15 protein-coding genes are annotated in these 14,445 nt (G+C 43.3%); 7 read left to right on the top strand and 8 right to left on the bottom strand.

Going from position 1 to position 14,445, the window contains the following annotated elements:
* Positions 1-8: 8 nt before the first annotated feature.
* Complete coding sequence (locus QK890_RS11170; protein WP_005781008.1) at positions 9-362, bottom strand: arsenate reductase family protein; 354 nt, start codon at positions 360-362, stop codon at positions 9-11.
* 2 nt (positions 363-364) lie between these two features.
* Positions 365-955 carry a uracil-DNA glycosylase family protein gene (locus tag QK890_RS11175; RefSeq protein WP_005781007.1) on the bottom strand — a complete coding sequence of 197 codons (591 nt, stop codon included), beginning with the start codon at positions 953-955 and terminating at the stop codon, positions 365-367.
* A 107-nt stretch (positions 956-1,062) separates the two neighbouring features.
* Between QK890_RS11175 and QK890_RS11180 the strand changes: the two genes are divergently transcribed.
* A complete protein-coding gene (locus QK890_RS11180) occupies positions 1,063-1,770 on the top strand; it encodes a DUF5020 family protein (RefSeq protein ID WP_005781006.1) in 708 nt (235 codons plus the stop codon).
* Positions 1,771-1,777: 7 nt separating this feature from the next.
* Complete coding sequence (locus QK890_RS11185) at positions 1,778-3,103, top strand: nucleobase:cation symporter-2 family protein (protein ID WP_005781005.1); 1,326 nt, start codon at positions 1,778-1,780, stop codon at positions 3,101-3,103.
* Between the two features lie 149 nt (positions 3,104-3,252).
* Here QK890_RS11185 and QK890_RS11190 read toward each other — a convergent pair whose 3' ends face one another.
* The 4 genes from QK890_RS11190 to QK890_RS11205 all read right to left on the bottom strand — a co-directional run bounded on the left by QK890_RS11190 (position 3,253) and on the right by QK890_RS11205 (position 8,539).
* Complete coding sequence (locus QK890_RS11190; protein WP_032539521.1) at positions 3,253-5,352, bottom strand: KamA family radical SAM protein; 2,100 nt, start codon at positions 5,350-5,352, stop codon at positions 3,253-3,255.
* A gap of 133 nt (positions 5,353-5,485) precedes the next feature.
* On the bottom strand, positions 5,486-6,124 hold the full coding sequence (locus QK890_RS11195) for a hypothetical protein (protein WP_005808096.1): 639 nt from the start codon (positions 6,122-6,124) through the stop codon (positions 5,486-5,488).
* 101 nt (positions 6,125-6,225) lie between these two features.
* Positions 6,226-7,605: a sodium:alanine symporter family protein gene (locus QK890_RS11200; RefSeq protein WP_032539519.1), complete on the bottom strand. Its 1,380-nt coding sequence runs from the start codon at positions 7,603-7,605 to the stop codon at positions 6,226-6,228.
* Between the two features lie 292 nt (positions 7,606-7,897).
* Positions 7,898-8,539 carry a helix-turn-helix domain-containing protein gene (locus QK890_RS11205; protein ID WP_005781000.1) on the bottom strand — a complete coding sequence of 214 codons (642 nt, stop codon included), beginning with the start codon at positions 8,537-8,539 and terminating at the stop codon, positions 7,898-7,900.
* Positions 8,540-8,687: 148 nt separating this feature from the next.
* Here QK890_RS11205 and QK890_RS11210 point away from each other — a divergent pair, with 148 nt between their 5' ends.
* Complete coding sequence (locus tag QK890_RS11210) at positions 8,688-8,864, top strand: histone H1 (protein WP_005780999.1); 177 nt, start codon at positions 8,688-8,690, stop codon at positions 8,862-8,864.
* 140 nt (positions 8,865-9,004) lie between these two features.
* Here the strand turns inward: QK890_RS11210 and msrB are convergent, their stop codons facing one another.
* Positions 9,005-10,093 carry a peptide-methionine (R)-S-oxide reductase MsrB gene (gene msrB, locus QK890_RS11215; protein ID WP_005808092.1) on the bottom strand — a complete coding sequence of 363 codons (1,089 nt, stop codon included), beginning with the start codon at positions 10,091-10,093 and terminating at the stop codon, positions 9,005-9,007.
* Between the two features lie 171 nt (positions 10,094-10,264).
* On the opposite strand from msrB, the gene QK890_RS11220 reads away from it, so the two are divergent.
* The 3 genes from QK890_RS11220 to QK890_RS11230 are packed head-to-tail and all read left to right on the top strand — an operon-like array spanning position 10,265 to position 13,207.
* Positions 10,265-11,164, top strand: coding sequence for a YafY family protein (locus QK890_RS11220; RefSeq protein WP_032539517.1), 900 nt, complete (start codon positions 10,265-10,267; stop codon positions 11,162-11,164).
* Positions 11,161-12,426 carry a putative DNA modification/repair radical SAM protein gene (locus QK890_RS11225; protein ID WP_005780995.1) on the top strand — a complete coding sequence of 422 codons (1,266 nt, stop codon included), beginning with the start codon at positions 11,161-11,163 and terminating at the stop codon, positions 12,424-12,426. Before QK890_RS11220 ends, QK890_RS11225 begins: the two co-directional genes overlap by 4 nt.
* A 7-nt stretch (positions 12,427-12,433) precedes the next feature.
* Positions 12,434-13,207 carry a TIGR03915 family putative DNA repair protein gene (locus tag QK890_RS11230; protein ID WP_032531658.1) on the top strand — a complete coding sequence of 258 codons (774 nt, stop codon included), beginning with the start codon at positions 12,434-12,436 and terminating at the stop codon, positions 13,205-13,207.
* A 2-nt stretch (positions 13,208-13,209) separates the two neighbouring features.
* On the opposite strand, the gene QK890_RS11235 is transcribed toward QK890_RS11230, so the two are convergent.
* Positions 13,210-13,878, bottom strand: coding sequence for an MgtC/SapB family protein (locus tag QK890_RS11235; RefSeq protein ID WP_032531631.1), 669 nt, complete (start codon positions 13,876-13,878; stop codon positions 13,210-13,212).
* Between the two features lie 149 nt (positions 13,879-14,027).
* Here QK890_RS11235 and QK890_RS11240 point away from each other — a divergent pair, with 149 nt between their 5' ends.
* On the top strand, positions 14,028-14,399 hold the full coding sequence (locus tag QK890_RS11240; RefSeq protein WP_032539516.1) for a DUF2809 domain-containing protein: 372 nt from the start codon (positions 14,028-14,030) through the stop codon (positions 14,397-14,399).
* The last annotated feature ends 46 nt before the right edge of the window (positions 14,400-14,445 follow it).

A 14,445-nucleotide genomic window follows, 5' to 3' on the forward strand; every position in this document is an offset into this window, starting at 1 on the left:
GTTGCTAATTATTTTAATTTTTCCCATTCTTCGGGTTTGAAGCCTACCAATACGAAATGGTCTGTTACTACTAATGGCCGTTTCACCAGTTTGCCGTTAGTGGCCAAAAGAGCGATCTGTTCTTCTTCGGTCATTGTCGGGAGCTTGCTGCTGAGCTTCAGCTCTTTATATACTACTCCGCTGGTGTTGAAAAACTTCTTAACGGGTAGTCCGCTCAATGGAATCCAGGCTTTCAACTCCTCTGTCGTGGGATTATCTTCCACTATAAGGCGGTTGGTATACTCAATTTTGTTTTCCGTCAGCCACTTTTTGGCTTTTTGGCAAGTACTGCATGCAGGATATTGCAAAAAAAGAGGTTTCATATTTATTCTATATTAAGCATTTGTAAATCTTGATACATGACACGGTAAGCTGCCGCTTTTTTATCCAGTGCCAATGGGTATGCCCGTGAAGAAGAAGGCATCCGGTATAGTCGCATCGGACGTCCTTCAAAAACAAATTCAGAGAAATCTCCCACTTTGGGTTCTCTCACTTCGAATTGTGTCCGGAGAGTGTCTGTTGCCTTTTGTCCTGTTGTGACGATGGCTTTGCATTCCGGAATTAACCTGAGGAGCCGGCTTATGTCAGTGGGCTGCACCACTTCCAGAAACTTATCGGAAGCATTGTCCTGTAATCGTCGGATGGATGATGCGGTATCGAACAGTGCTATTCCTTTGTCGTTAAGGAAGTCTGTTATCCGTTCACGACAAAAGGCCTTCCTGTTTTCGTTCAGAAAATAATCCTTGTTGTTGAAGAATAAAAGTCCGACGATTCTCCACATATCATTGTTCAGGTTCGGGTAATAAAAGTCCATTGACCATCGCTTTTTCTGGGGTGGAAAACTTCCCAGCATCAGCAATCGGGCATTGGCCGGGAGAAAAGGTTCTAACGGGTGGTTTTCTATTTCTATGTCCATTATTCGCTATTTGATTGGGAACAAAAATAGTGATAATATCTATTTTATAGAAACGTACTCCCACGATTTTTAATTACTTTTGCGCCTTAATTCAAAAAACATTCAACATGAGAAGAACCGCTATTGCTATTTTCTGTCTGTTTATCTTGTCTGTCGGCGTCGGGTTAAAGGCACAGAACATCCAGTTGCATTATGATTTTGGACGTTCTTTGTATGATAAAGATTTAAAAGGTCGTCCTGTACTAACCTCTACTGTGGAGAAGTTTCATCCCGACAAGTGGGGAAGCACTTATTTCTTTGTCGATATGGATTATACCTCGGACGGAGTGGCTGCCGCTTATTGGGAAATAGCACGTGAATTGAAATTCTGGAAGAATCCATTTTCGGTACATGTGGAATATAACGGTGGACTTGCCAAAGGTTTTTCTTATAATAACGCCTATTTGGGTGGTGCAACATATACTTATAATAATGCTTCTTTTTCACGTGGATTTTCATTGTCGGTCCTGTATAAGTATATTCAGAAACATCGTTCTCCCCATAACTTCCAGTTGACCGGGACCTGGTACATGAATTTCAGCAGGAACCTGCTTACTTTCTCCGGATTTGCTGATTGGTGGCGCGAAGAGACAGCTTATGGCAAAACGATTTTTCTTACCGAACCTCAGTTTTGGGTGAATCTGAACCGTATAAAAGGTATCAGTGACAAGTTTAATCTGAGTGTAGGTTCAGAAGTTGAGCTGAGTAATAATTTCGGTGGACGCGATGGTTTTTATGTCATCCCTACACTGGCGCTAAAATGGACAATAAACTAAAAAACTGATGAAAACTGATTTGATATACGGTATTGAGGACCGTCCGCCGTTTAAAGATGCTTTATTTGCGGCATTGCAACATCTGCTTGCTATTTTTGTAGCTATTATTACTCCTCCGTTGATTATTGCCAGTGCTCTGAAACTGGATGTAGAGAAAACCGGATTTTTGGTATCGATGTCTCTTTTTGCTTCGGGAGTGTCTACTTTTATCCAGTGCCGACGTTTTGGCCCTATCGGGGCGAGACTGCTTTGTATACAAGGCACGAGTTTTTCGTTTATTGGTCCCATCATTGCTACGGGGCTTGTAGGCGGACTTCCTCTTATTTTTGGTGTCTGTATGGCGGCAGCTCCCATTGAAATGGTTATTAGTCGTACCTTCAAATATATGCGCAATATCATCACTCCGCTGGTTTCGGGTATTGTGGTATTACTTATCGGGTTGAGTCTGATAAAGGTAGGCATTGTTTCTTGTGGAGGTGGTTATGCTGCGATGGATAATGGAACATTTGCTTCTTGGGAGAACCTTTCGATTGCAGGTGTGGTTTTGCTCAGCGTTTTGTTTTTCAATCGTTGCAAAAATAAATATTTGCGTATGAGTTCTATTGTGCTGGGACTTTGTTTAGGATATGGGCTCGCTTTTGCTTTAGGAAAAGTGGATATGAGTGCTTTGAATGTAGAGATGTTGATGAGTTTTAATATTCCTCAACCATTTAAATACGGACTTGATTTTAATGTGTCTTCTTTTATCGCTATCGGGCTGGTGTATATGATTACAGCTATTGAGGCGACCGGAGATGTGACGGCGAATTCAATGATTTCAGGTTTGAAGATTGAAGGTGATGACTACCTGAAACGGGTTTCGGGTGGTGTGATGGCCGATGGTTTTAATTCTTTCCTGGCAGGTATTTTCAACTCTTTCCCGAACTCTATTTTTGCGCAGAATAATGGAATTATTCAGCTGACAGGAGTAGCCAGTCGGTATGTGGGTTACTATATAGCGGCAATGCTGATTCTTTTAGGATTATTCCCGATTGTAGGAGCTGTTTTTTCGTTGATGCCGGACCCGGTGTTGGGCGGAGCTACTTTGCTGATGTTCGGAACAGTGGCAGCAGCCGGAATCCGCATCGTTTCGTCACAAAACATCGGACGTAAGGAGACATTGGTGCTGGCTGTCAGTCTTTCATTAGGGCTGGGAGTGGAATTGATGCCTGATGTATTGAGTCAGGCTCCCGAAGCTATCCGCAGTATCTTTTCGTCAGGCATCACTACCGGTGGCTTGACTGCGATTATAGCAAATATCGTAATTCGGGTGAAAGAGGAAGAAGAACGATGAATGATGAACGGGACTGTGTCAAAACTCACCACAGAGTACACAGAGTAACATAGAGACGATTTTAGGTTGTTGATTATCAATAAAAAGACTCTGTGATACTCTGTGTTACTCCGTGGTGAAAGAAGTTTCGACACACCCTCGTTTATCGTTTATAATACTTCCAGATTACTCATCCGGTCTGTTGTGTGGAATTCAAATTCCGGATATTCATATAGTTTGAAGCGGGGCTCTGTTTCTCCTTCCGTATAGCTCCAGATGCTGGCATAGTCTTCCGGATCTTCCCCCATTTTGCTTAATTGCCTTAAATAAGCTGCGAGCGATTTATTTTCCACGATATATATTTTCCCCAACTTGTCAATAATAGAACTGTGGCGTCGGGTACTGTCATGGTCAAAGCGAAGGATGCGTTTACCTTCTTCGGTGATTCCCACCAGGTTGAATGTCATGCTCTTGCCGATAGCAGGCAGATTGAGTACGCTTCGGTCTGTAGCCATGAACGGTAGATGGTGTTTCTTCATGAAACGGCGTATACGGGCGGCTGTGTCTTCACCTGTTTCGAGAAGAGAATATAGTTCGTCAGCTTGTTCCGGAGTTAGTTTACCAAATGTTTTTTCCTCATGCTGTTCCTGCATCGACCGGCTGTTAGGTGTGAATACAGCATAATTTTCATTGAATCCTTTGACAGAGAAGGTATAGTAACAGACCACTCCCAGCGAGTTGAGCACTTGGCGTAGCCTTGTGGTATGTCCTCGTCGGGATGCTGCCACGGTATATACGAGCTGATTAGTGATAAGCCATCCGGCGGAAAGGATTTTCCGGATGGCTTCCCGGGTTTGTGGTGTCACCTCCAACGGGCTCTGGAAGTGGGTTTGAATTATAAATTGCTTCATTCCGATGGCAGAGGCTTTTTCTTTGAATTCTCTCAGAATCTCTATCAGTTCGTCATTGATGCGCATAGGCAGGTAAGCCAGTAATCTCGATCCTAAACGGACACGCTGTAATTCAGCGTATTTTTCTCCTTCCGGACGTTCTTGGTTTGCTTTCCGTTTTCGTGCGGCCATGCGATATACGGCTTCAAGAATGTTTCGCAAAGTCTTGTTCTGACTCATCAGAGCATCTCCTCCGGTAATCAATATATCTCGTAACTGGGTGTCTTCTTCAAAATAAGTCATCAACCTGCGTAGTTTCTTATCCCAACTTTCTTTAGGGCGGAGCGCGTCGAATTCAAAATTCAGTCGTTCGCTTTGGAAGTCGTACATACGTTGACATGAAGCGCACAGTCCTCCGCAGGCACGTCCCATTGTATCGGGAATCAGGATAGCTACTTCCGGATAGCGACGGTGAATGTTATGCCCGTCCGGTAATAGCCATCCCGCAGCGTTCGGTTTTCCGGCTTCTACAATATCTTCGCGCTCCCAGGCACGGATATTGCCGTAGGTTTCCACCAAACGGGGTGAATAGAGGATGTAGCTTCGGATAGCTTCGTCATTGTATCCTTCACCGTTGGTGTTGAGCAAAGAAAGATAATAGGGCGTGGCGAAGAAAGGCATCCCTTTTTTACGGGCTCTGGACAATAAATACATTGTTTCGCTGGAAAGAGAATTTCCGAGGAAGCGGTTGAGTTCGGCAGGAGTTTTGATAGCCATCGAAAGGTGGAAGCGGAAATCATCCCACCACCGGCAGACCTGATGGTATTTCTCCTCATAACTCAATCCTTCTTCAAAGTGGAACCGGGAGGATGGCTTTGATTTCCGGTTCTCTATTTTCTGTATCAGCAGATGCAGCATTCGTTCTTTGTTTTCGGTGCGTAGCTCTATCACGTCTTCGTCCAGTCCGGTGGCCCAGCGTTCGGTTCTGTTTTTGATTCGTTGCGGAGAGGGTAGGGGCATTTCCGGGTCCTCCAGTCTTTTGAAGAGGTTATACAGATCCAGGAACAAGTCAGTAGGCATTTCTGCATTTTCCAGATTCCCGGTCAAGAAGCGTCGGAGAAGGGATAAGGTCTGTATTTGCATATCCTGTTCGTTAGACAATTCATGAACTGTCTTTCCGTCGTAGTTGATAAGGAGTCGAATTTGCTCACCCGCTTTGTTCCCTCCGGATATGTGAGAAGCAAGGAACTCTTGCAGGTGGCTTTTAAAGTCTGTGTCATCAAGACTTTGCCGGGCCATTGCTGTGAGTTCGGGTAACTCCTGACAGTATAGTTGATGGATTTGGGAAAGTGTGAGTGAAAGCATTTTCTTTTGTTTCATACGCGATTGTTTTTAAGTTGTTAAAATTGAAATATTTGCATAAATATAATAAAAAAAGCGGAGGTTTTCTACCTCCGCTTTGCTATTCGTGCTATTCTTTACGATTCTTTTTTGTTTAATAACATTCAGCTTTTCATTTTGTTTTTGCTTCTTCGTCCTTGTGTTTAGGCTCCTTTTTAGCCAACAAGACAATGTTATAAACGTACTCTGACATCCATTGTTCCGAGAATCCGAGACGTTCTTTGTATTGACGTACAGCCGCTGCCGTTTTGTGTACGTCATCTGCTTTCCATACCGTTTTGGTACATACATCATGTACTGTTTTTTCTGTCATGGAGCGCAGGGCCTTTTTAAATATGGCCGGCATACGGAATTTCCATTGCATCAGGTTGCCCATCAGCATCATCAGGTCGCTTGAGAATCCCTGATACATGAAAAGGTATGCTTGTACATCGTTTTGCGTACGGCAGTTTTTTTTGATAGATGTGTCTATCTCTTTAAAGAATGATTCACTGATGCCGTAATCCTGCATCAGCATCTTGCGGGATGCCGATTTCTCGGCTAATCCTAACTTACCTCCTTGCGTGGCTACTTTGAACAAACGTTTGAAGTTGGCTACATCCGGCAGGAAGCGGATATTTGTGATACCCAAATTTACTGCAATTACAGATTGAAAATATACACGTGTCAGTGATACGAAGTCTTCGACATTGCCCACTACTTTTGCGTCAGCGTCGGCTTGTTTTTTGAATAAGTTAGCGAATATGCTCATAAGTCATTTGGTCAATTTATAGATTGAGGCTGCAAATTTACTAAATAACTTGTTAAATTGCTACAGATTATATGGATAACATCTATTCTTTTTGAGGTACTTTACCAACATTCGATGTCCTGCTCTATGTCTTTCATTTTGTTTTTGGTGAATACCGGACTTTGGATGCCCGCTTTCTTCTGTTCACGATAGTCCTGCAATAAGCGGAAAGCATATTTTCCGAGGAAGGAAATTGCTATCAGGTTGCAGACAGCCATTAATCCCATGGTAATATCTGCCAGTCCCCATACGAAGTCGAGTGTGGACATGGCACCTACCCATACCATGGCGCCTACCAATATCCGGTAGAGGTATACCACCCATCTCCTGTGGGTAAGATAGCGGATGTTTGCTTCACCGTAATAATAATTTCCAATGATACTGCTGAACGCAAAAAAGAAGAGAGCGATTGCCACAAAAATACCTCCGAGGCTCCCTATTTCATTGTTCAGTGCATGCTGGGTAAGTTGCACTCCATTGGTCGAACCGTCGAGCGGAGCACCACTGAAAAGAATGATAAATGCCGTACACGAACAGATGATAAGTGTATCTGTAAAAACTCCTAAAGTCTGGATCAGGCCCTGCTTGACGGGATGTGACACGTATGCTGTGGCGGCTGCATTGGGTGCGGAACCCATACCGGCTTCATTGCTGAACAGGCCCCGTTTGATGCCTTGCATCAGAGCAGCTCCCATACCGCCTCCCAAAGCTTGTTGCCAACCAAAAGCATGACTGATGATGGTTTCGATAACACCTGGCAGATGCGTGATGTTCAGGAGTACAATGGCCAGTGCCAGCCCTACATATCCCAGTGCCATAATGGGGACAATGATGCTGCTTACTTTGGCGATGCGCTGGATGCCTCCGAAGATGATCAATAAAGTGAGTCCGGTCAGGATGATTCCCATCGGTATGTGGTTGATGCCGAATGCATGCTCTACGGCCGCACAAATGGTATTACTCTGTACCGAATTGAAAGCGAAACCGAAAGTAATGGTAATTAGTATGGCAAAAAGAATTCCCATCCATGGCTTCTTCAATCCCTTCTTCATGTAATAAGCAGGACCTCCTATAAATGATTCCTTTCCTTTTTCTTTATATAACTGTGCAAGGGTAGATTCGACAAAAGCACTTGATGCTCCTAACAAGGCAATGACCCACATCCAGAATATCGCACCCGGTCCGCCTACGGCAATAGCTGTAGCTACGCCTGCAAGATTTCCTGTCCCGACACGACTTGCCAGTGATATGGCGAAAGCCTGGAATGAAGAAATATGTTTTTCTCCGTTCTCCTCTTTTCCGCCGGAATCTTTCAGAAGACGTAACATTTCGCCAATCATCCGGAATTGTACGAAACGGGTTTTAAGCGTGAACCAAACGGCGCACCCCAACAGCATTGCAATAAGGATGTAGGTCCATAATATATCGTTAATCAGATCCATATCTTTGTTAATTAAACCATCGGTGCATTGTTCTATGGTTCATCCGGCCGATACGTAGTTGAACCATCGTTTTAATAATGTTGATAATCAGTAGATTATATTTACCTGCTTTTTTCTCGGTATGTAAATCCATTTACTTCGGCGTGTAAAAGCATTTACCTCGGCATGTAAATCCATTTACCTCGGTATGTAAAAGCATTTACCTCGGCATGTAAATGGAACTGGCATTCAAGGCAGCAGATGCTCTCCCTTAGGGTGCGCGTCAAAACACCGTATTCTCCGGCCCCCCCTTCTATTTCAGTCGGAAGTAGAATTTGTGGTTTTCGAATATTGGTTCCACAATGTCGAACCGGATTAACTTAGCCAATAAATGCTCTGCGGCCCGTCGGGAAATACCTGCTTGCCGGCAATAGCGATTCAGTGAGAGTGAGGTGTTTTTTTCCAGTAAGTCGAGTAATAACTGTTCTCGCTCGGTATATTGGATCAGTTCACCTGCCGGATTTCCGCTTTGCTGCCAAATGCGCAGATGTACCGGAGTAGCCAGGATATTCTCGTCTTTAATGCGGATATATGCCAGTGGTTTACCGGTTTCATCCTTGGCATAAACAGGCTTGTTCTCACTTTCCTCTATTTGTACGACTAATACAGAACGTCCCTCGACGTGAAATGTTTGCATGGAATAATGCACTTTCGGCTGACAGTAAAGTTGGGCAGCTGCTTCTATCATGTATTTTTCTTCGTCCGAACGTACACCGGCAATTTTCCCATTGTCTTTTACTCCGATCAACAACCGTCCTCCATCGGTGTTGGCAAAGGCCGACAGTGTTTTGGCAATCTTGCGGGCATCGGATATTTCAAATTTAAAGTCTTGTTGCTGATGCTCCCCTTCGGCTATCAATGCGTGTATGTAATCAGTATCTGTAAGCGGTTTCATGCTTGCAAAAGTAGATAAAAAAGACTAAACCTCATTTTTTTGCCGATTTTTAGCCGATAATTTCAAAAAAAATATCGTTTTTATGCGTTTATTTCGGGAAAGGATGTATTTTTGCCCATCATTATTAACGAAGAAATAAATAAGGATTATGAAAGAATTAGTAGAAAAGATTGCTACTTTGGTAGCTGAGTTCAACAAAGATGCAAATGCTCAGATCGAAAATGGTAACAAAGCTGCAGGAACTCGTGCCCGTAAAGCTTCATTGGAAATCGAAAAAGCAATGAAAGAATTCCGTAAAGTATCTTTAGAAGAATCAAAGAAGTAATCTTACGAATAGAAGAAAATGAAAAGCCGGTCTCAGTTTTGTGACCGGCTTTTTTATTTTACAGAAACTAAGCTTGTATCTATTGGCAGAAATAGTAAATTAGCAGGTATCCTCTTTTTTTGCAGATACTGTTTCCTCTTTTATTTCTGAGGTAAAAGTTTCAAGTATTCTCCATATCCTTCTTCCTGCATTTTCTCTTTGGGGATGAAGCGTAAGGATGCACTGTTGATACAATAGCGCAATCCTCCTTTGTCTTTGGGACCATCGGTGAAAACATGTCCCAGATGTGCGTCTCCCGTTTTACTCCGTACCTCCGTCCGCACCATTCCGTGTGATGTATCCGTCTTTTCTTTCACTGACTCTTTTTCGATCGGTTTGGTGAAGCTGGGCCAACCACATCCGGAATCGAACTTATCTGTTGAAATAAAAAGGGGCTCTCCGGTGGTGATATCTACGTAGATGCCATCTCGTTTTTCATTCCAGTATTCGTTATGGAAGGCTGGTTCGGTTGCATTCTTTTGTGTGACGGCATATTGTTCGGCTGTCAGCTTGTTGCGAAGTGTGGCATCATCCGGCTTTTTATAACTTGCCTGTGGTGTTTCGGCACCCTGTGCATTGGCCTTCTTTGCCAATTCAAAGAGTGCCGGATTTATGTGGCAGTATCCTCCGGGATTCTTATCCAGATAATCCTGATGGTATTCCTCTGCTTTATAGAAATTGGACAAAGGCTTCACTTCCACTATAATAGGTTTAGAGTATTCTTTGGCCAATTCACCGATGGCGCTCCGGATTGCAGGCAGATCTGCTTCGTCCGTATAATAGATACCGGTGCGGTATTGTGTTCCACGGTCATTTCCCTGCCGGTTCAGGCTTGTGGGATCAATCGTTTTAAAAAACAGGTCAATCAGAAGTTTCAGTGACACTTCTTGTGGGTTATAGTCCACTTTAACGGTTTCCGCAAAATTGGTTTTCCCTGTACATACCTGTTGGTAGGTTGGGTTGGCAATGTTTCCATTGGCATATCCGGTCTGGGTTGACTTTACTCCTCTGATTTGTTTCAGGAAATGTTCAGTTCCCCAAAAGCAGCCGCCCGCAAAATATATCTCACTCTGATTTTTCATACTTTTTTTCTCCTGTTTTTGTTGATAAATCCATTGTACGCCTTGTGCATAGCCGGTATAAATGATACCTGCCAACAGCACGACAAATATAGTGAACTTCTTTTTCATAATCCTTGGTCTCTTTTATAAATAACAAATGAACATCAATTTCTGATTATTAAGAACTGTTGTATCCTTCCATAAAGTGGTTAAAAAGAGATTATCTTTTGTTCTTTCAAGGGATTGTGCTTACTTTTGGCATAAACATTCTCTTGCTTTGCAGCAGAAAAAGAGTTCAGTATGGCAAAACAACAATTCAATAAACTAATTTGGCTGGTGGATACGATCTTTCGGAACGGACCTGTGACATTCGCCGAAATCAACCGTCGCTGGCGGGCGGGAGACGGTAGCCGTGTGGATATTCCTTTGCGGACTTTCCACAACCATCGACAAGCTATCGAGGAGATGTTCGACATCAACATTGAATGCGATAAGCGGGATAATACCTATTATATAGCAGATGCCGAGGGTATGTTGGGCGATAAGTTGAAGATGTGGTTACTGAATAGTTTTTCATTAAACAATGTACTGCAAGAAAATGTAGATATGAAGAACCGGATTGTGTTTGAAGAAGTTCCTTCAGGAATACAATTTATGGATACCATTATCAATGCTATGCGTAGCGGGAATGTGCTTGTTATGGAATATCAGGCATATAATTGGGAGCAATCCAAGAGTGTATTGCTTGAACCTTATTTCCTGAAACTTTTTCGGCACCGTTGGTACCTGGTAGGAGTGAATCGGGAATATAAGGCTTTCCGTTCTTATTCTCTCGACCGGGTCAGGGAGATCAGCCTTTCAGAAGATACTTTCAGTTTTCCGCGTAAATTCACTCCCCAAGATCATTTCCGCAATAGTTTTGGTATCATTCGAGATGAGAGTCTGGTTCCTCAGCGCACAGTACTTAGGGCCACAATTTCGCAGGCACCATATCTGAGAAACCTTCCTTTACACTCCAGTCAGAAGGAAATTGCTGTTACCGAGAATTACGTTGATTTTGAGTTGTATATATCACATACGTATGATTTTGTACAGGAGTTGTTGTCTAAGGGAGCGGCATTGGAGGTGTTGGAGCCCCGGTCATTAAGGGATACGATAAAAGATGAGATAAGAAATATGCAAACCCTTTATCACTTATGAATGCGAATGTACTTGAAAAACTGAAGATACTGGCAGAGTCGGCCAAGTATGATGTTTCTTGTGCTTCCAGTGGTACGGTGCGCTCCAACAAACCCGGCATGTTGGGCAATACTGTGGGAGGCTGGGGCATCTGCCATAGTTTTGCGGAAGACGGTCGCTGCATTTCGCTATTAAAGGTGATGCTCACCAACTATTGTATATATGATTGTGCTTATTGCATCAATCGGAGAAGTAACGACTTGCCCAGAGCTACGCTTTCCGTATCCGAGCTGGTAGATCTGACGATTGAGTTTTATCGCCGGAATTATATTGAAGGACTGTTTTTAAGCTCTGGTGTGGTGCGTAACCCTGACTATACCATGGAGCGTCTGGTACGTGTGGCAAAAGATTTGCGTGAAGTGCACCGTTTTAATGGATATATCCACTTGAAAAGCATTCCCGGAGCCAGCCGTGAACTGGTGAATGAAGCCGGGCGTTATGCCGACCGCCTGAGTGTGAATGTGGAGATACCTAAAGAAGAGAATCTGAAACTGCTGGCTCCGGAAAAAGATCATAAGAGCGTGTTTGCACCGATGCTTTATATCCAGCAAGGGGTACTGGAGAGTAGTGAAGAACGGAAAAAGTTTCGCTATGCTCCTCGTTTTGCTCCGGCAGGGCAGAGTACACAAATGATTGTCGGTGCCACAGCCGAAACTGATAAGGATATCCTTTTTCTCTCTTCGGCTCTTTACCAACGCCCTACGATGAAACGGGTTTATTACTCCGGTTATGTATCAGTGAATACATACGATACCCGTTTGCCGGCACTTAAGCAACCTCCTCTGGTACGCGAAAACCGCCTTTATCAGGCGGATTGGCTGATGCGTTTTTATCAGTTTAAGGTTGATGAAATTGTGGATGACGCTTATCCCGATCTTGATTTGGAGATAGATCCCAAGTTGTCTTGGGCGTTGCGTCATCCGGAACAGTTTCCTGTCGATATCAATAGAGCGGATTATGAAATGATACTCCGTGTTCCGGGAATAGGAGTGAAATCAGCTAAATTGATTGTTGCTTCTCGCCGCTACTCAAAGTTGGGATATTATCAACTTAAAAAGATAGGTGTGGTCATGAAAAAAGCACAATACTTTATTACTTGCAGTGAATTGCCTGTACGGACAGTGAATGAGATGACGCCACAGACCGTACGCAGCCTGTTGCTGCCTAAGCCTGTTAGGAAAAAGACGGATGAAAATCAGTTGTCGTTTGTTTTTTCCGATTGAGATTGTTATGACTCTTTTTATTTACGATAAAACGCTTGATGGCTTGTTGACAGCAGTATTTGATGCTTATTACCGCAAGACTTTCCCCGATGTTTTACTTACGGATGGGGAGGCGTTGCCACTTTTTTATGATGAAGTTTTTACGGTTATTACCGATGACGAAAAGGCAGGACGTGTCTGGCGGGGATTGCAAAAAAAAGTATCGGCGTCTGCACTTTCGGCCATTACCTGGTGTTGGCTGTCGGAATTGCCCGAGGTGGGTTTACTCCTGTTCCGGTACATCCGTAAAGCCATTGATTCCCCTGTATCCATTGAAACGAATTTTGGTGATCCGGATGTACTTGCCCTTTCCAGGATATGGAAACGAGTGGATTGGGAGCGGCTGCGTATGTTGCAGTTCGTACGCTTTCAGAAAGCAGCGGATGGCACTTTCTTTGCTGCTTTTGAACCTCAGCACAACGCATTACCATTGACGGTTGCTCACTTTAAAGATCGGTTTGCCGATCAGCGGTGGCTGATTTATGATATGAAACGGCGTTATGGGTTTTATTATGACCTGCATACAGTGGAAGAGGTGACGTTTGATCAGGATACCCCAGCCGCCCACCTGGTTACCGGTATGCTCGACGAAAGTCTGATGGATAAAGACGAAAAACTGTTTCAGCAGCTTTGGAAGACTTATTTTAAATCTATCACGATCAGAGAGAGGCTGAATCCCCGGAAACACAAGCAAGATATGCCGGTACGTTATTGGAAGTATATCACTGAGAAACAGAAATGACCTTATTCAATCCGTTCTACTGTCACCTCGGGAAACTCCTGTATCAATGATAATAAATGACCTTCGTCATTGTTCCGTTTGGACTTAATGACCATAGTCACCTGATAAGTTTCTATTCCTCCGTGTTCTTGCTTATCCATCTGATACGACACTATCAGATAATCCTTGGAGTTAAAACGGTCCGCTATTCCTTTCAATACTTGTTTATTGTCGGTGGAGAATGTAATCATTGAACTTTTCATCCCTATACTTTTGAACAAGTAGCTTAATACTTCAAGACCCACGAGAGTCAGTACCATGGCGGCAATGCCTATAACGTACATGCCCGCACCTACTGCCAGGCCGATTCCCGCTGTCGCCCAGATACCGGCCGCTGTGGTCAGTCCCCGCACTATCTGCTTTTGGAAGATAATTGTTCCGGCACCGATGAAGCCAATGCCACTTACTACCTGCGCCGCTACACGACTTGGGTCGAGTGTAACACTATCCTCTTTTATTATCTCTTGAAAGCCATATTGGGAAACGATCATTATCAGTGCACTTCCCAGTGAAACCAGGAAGTGTGTGCGATAGCCGGCTTCCTTGGCACGGTATTCTCTATCCAGACCGATGACAGCACCCAAGATGCCGGCAACCAATAATCTTAATACAAAATCGAAGTTCAACATTATACGAAAATCTCCTTTCTGTCTTTATTCCAATAATTTATTCGTAACCTAAAGATACGATTGTTTTTAGAAATAACGTATATTCGCAGCTAAAAGATTATTTCTTTCGGAAAGACTATATATTCAGTACTGCATAAAACTTAAAACACACAATGAATAAAAGACTTTTTTATTTGATTGGCTTTGCCATAATATTGGCAGTTGAAATCATAATCGGTATGTATGTTCACGATCGTTTTGTACGTCCTTATATGGGTGATGCATTGGTTGTTGTGTTGATTTATTGCTTTATACGGATTTTTATTCCGAAAGGTTTATCTCAATTACCTTTCTATGTATTTGCTTTTGCCTGTTTTATTGAGGTTCTTCAGTACTTCCAGTTAGTCGATGTGTTGGGAATAACGAACCCTGTGACCCGTATTATACTTGGGTCTACTTTCGATTTGAAAGATATAGTCAGTTATGCCGGTGGATATGTATTTGTTCTGTTGGTGGAACGTTTTTGGGGTAAGAAAGGAAAATAAGAACAGTTTTTCTGCTTGTTTTGTAAATTCTTTGAAATAAGTAGGC

This window comes from Bacteroides sp. NGMCC 1.200775, assembly GCF_040798045.1.
Taxonomy (GTDB): domain Bacteria; phylum Bacteroidota; class Bacteroidia; order Bacteroidales; family Bacteroidaceae; genus Bacteroides; species Bacteroides hominis.

Excerpts from the sequence above, each read along its gene's own strand:
- QK890_RS11180 (WP_005781006.1), top strand. The coding sequence starts at position 1,063 with ATGAGAAGAACCGCTATTGCTATTTTCTGTCTGTTTATCTTGTCTGTC.
- QK890_RS11185 (WP_005781005.1), top strand. The coding sequence starts at position 1,778 with ATGAAAACTGATTTGATATACGGTATTGAGGACCGTCCGCCGTTTAAA.
- QK890_RS11205 (WP_005781000.1), bottom strand. The coding sequence starts at position 8,539 with ATGAAACCGCTTACAGATACTGATTACATACACGCATTGATAGCCGAA.
- QK890_RS11175 (WP_005781007.1), bottom strand. The coding sequence starts at position 955 with ATGGACATAGAAATAGAAAACCACCCGTTAGAACCTTTTCTCCCGGCC.
- QK890_RS11210 (WP_005780999.1), top strand. The coding sequence starts at position 8,688 with ATGAAAGAATTAGTAGAAAAGATTGCTACTTTGGTAGCTGAGTTCAAC.
- msrB (WP_005808092.1), bottom strand. The coding sequence starts at position 10,093 with ATGAAAAAGAAGTTCACTATATTTGTCGTGCTGTTGGCAGGTATCATT.
- QK890_RS11220 (WP_032539517.1), top strand. The coding sequence starts at position 10,265 with ATGGCAAAACAACAATTCAATAAACTAATTTGGCTGGTGGATACGATC.
- QK890_RS11190 (WP_032539521.1), bottom strand. The coding sequence starts at position 5,352 with ATGAAACAAAAGAAAATGCTTTCACTCACACTTTCCCAAATCCATCAA.
- QK890_RS11225 (WP_005780995.1), top strand. The coding sequence starts at position 11,161 with ATGAATGCGAATGTACTTGAAAAACTGAAGATACTGGCAGAGTCGGCC.
- QK890_RS11230 (WP_032531658.1), top strand. The coding sequence starts at position 12,434 with ATGACTCTTTTTATTTACGATAAAACGCTTGATGGCTTGTTGACAGCA.
- QK890_RS11240 (WP_032539516.1), top strand. The coding sequence starts at position 14,028 with ATGAATAAAAGACTTTTTTATTTGATTGGCTTTGCCATAATATTGGCA.
- QK890_RS11200 (WP_032539519.1), bottom strand. The coding sequence starts at position 7,605 with ATGGATCTGATTAACGATATATTATGGACCTACATCCTTATTGCAATG.
- QK890_RS11170 (WP_005781008.1), bottom strand. The coding sequence starts at position 362 with ATGAAACCTCTTTTTTTGCAATATCCTGCATGCAGTACTTGCCAAAAA.
- QK890_RS11195 (WP_005808096.1), bottom strand. The coding sequence starts at position 6,124 with ATGAGCATATTCGCTAACTTATTCAAAAAACAAGCCGACGCTGACGCA.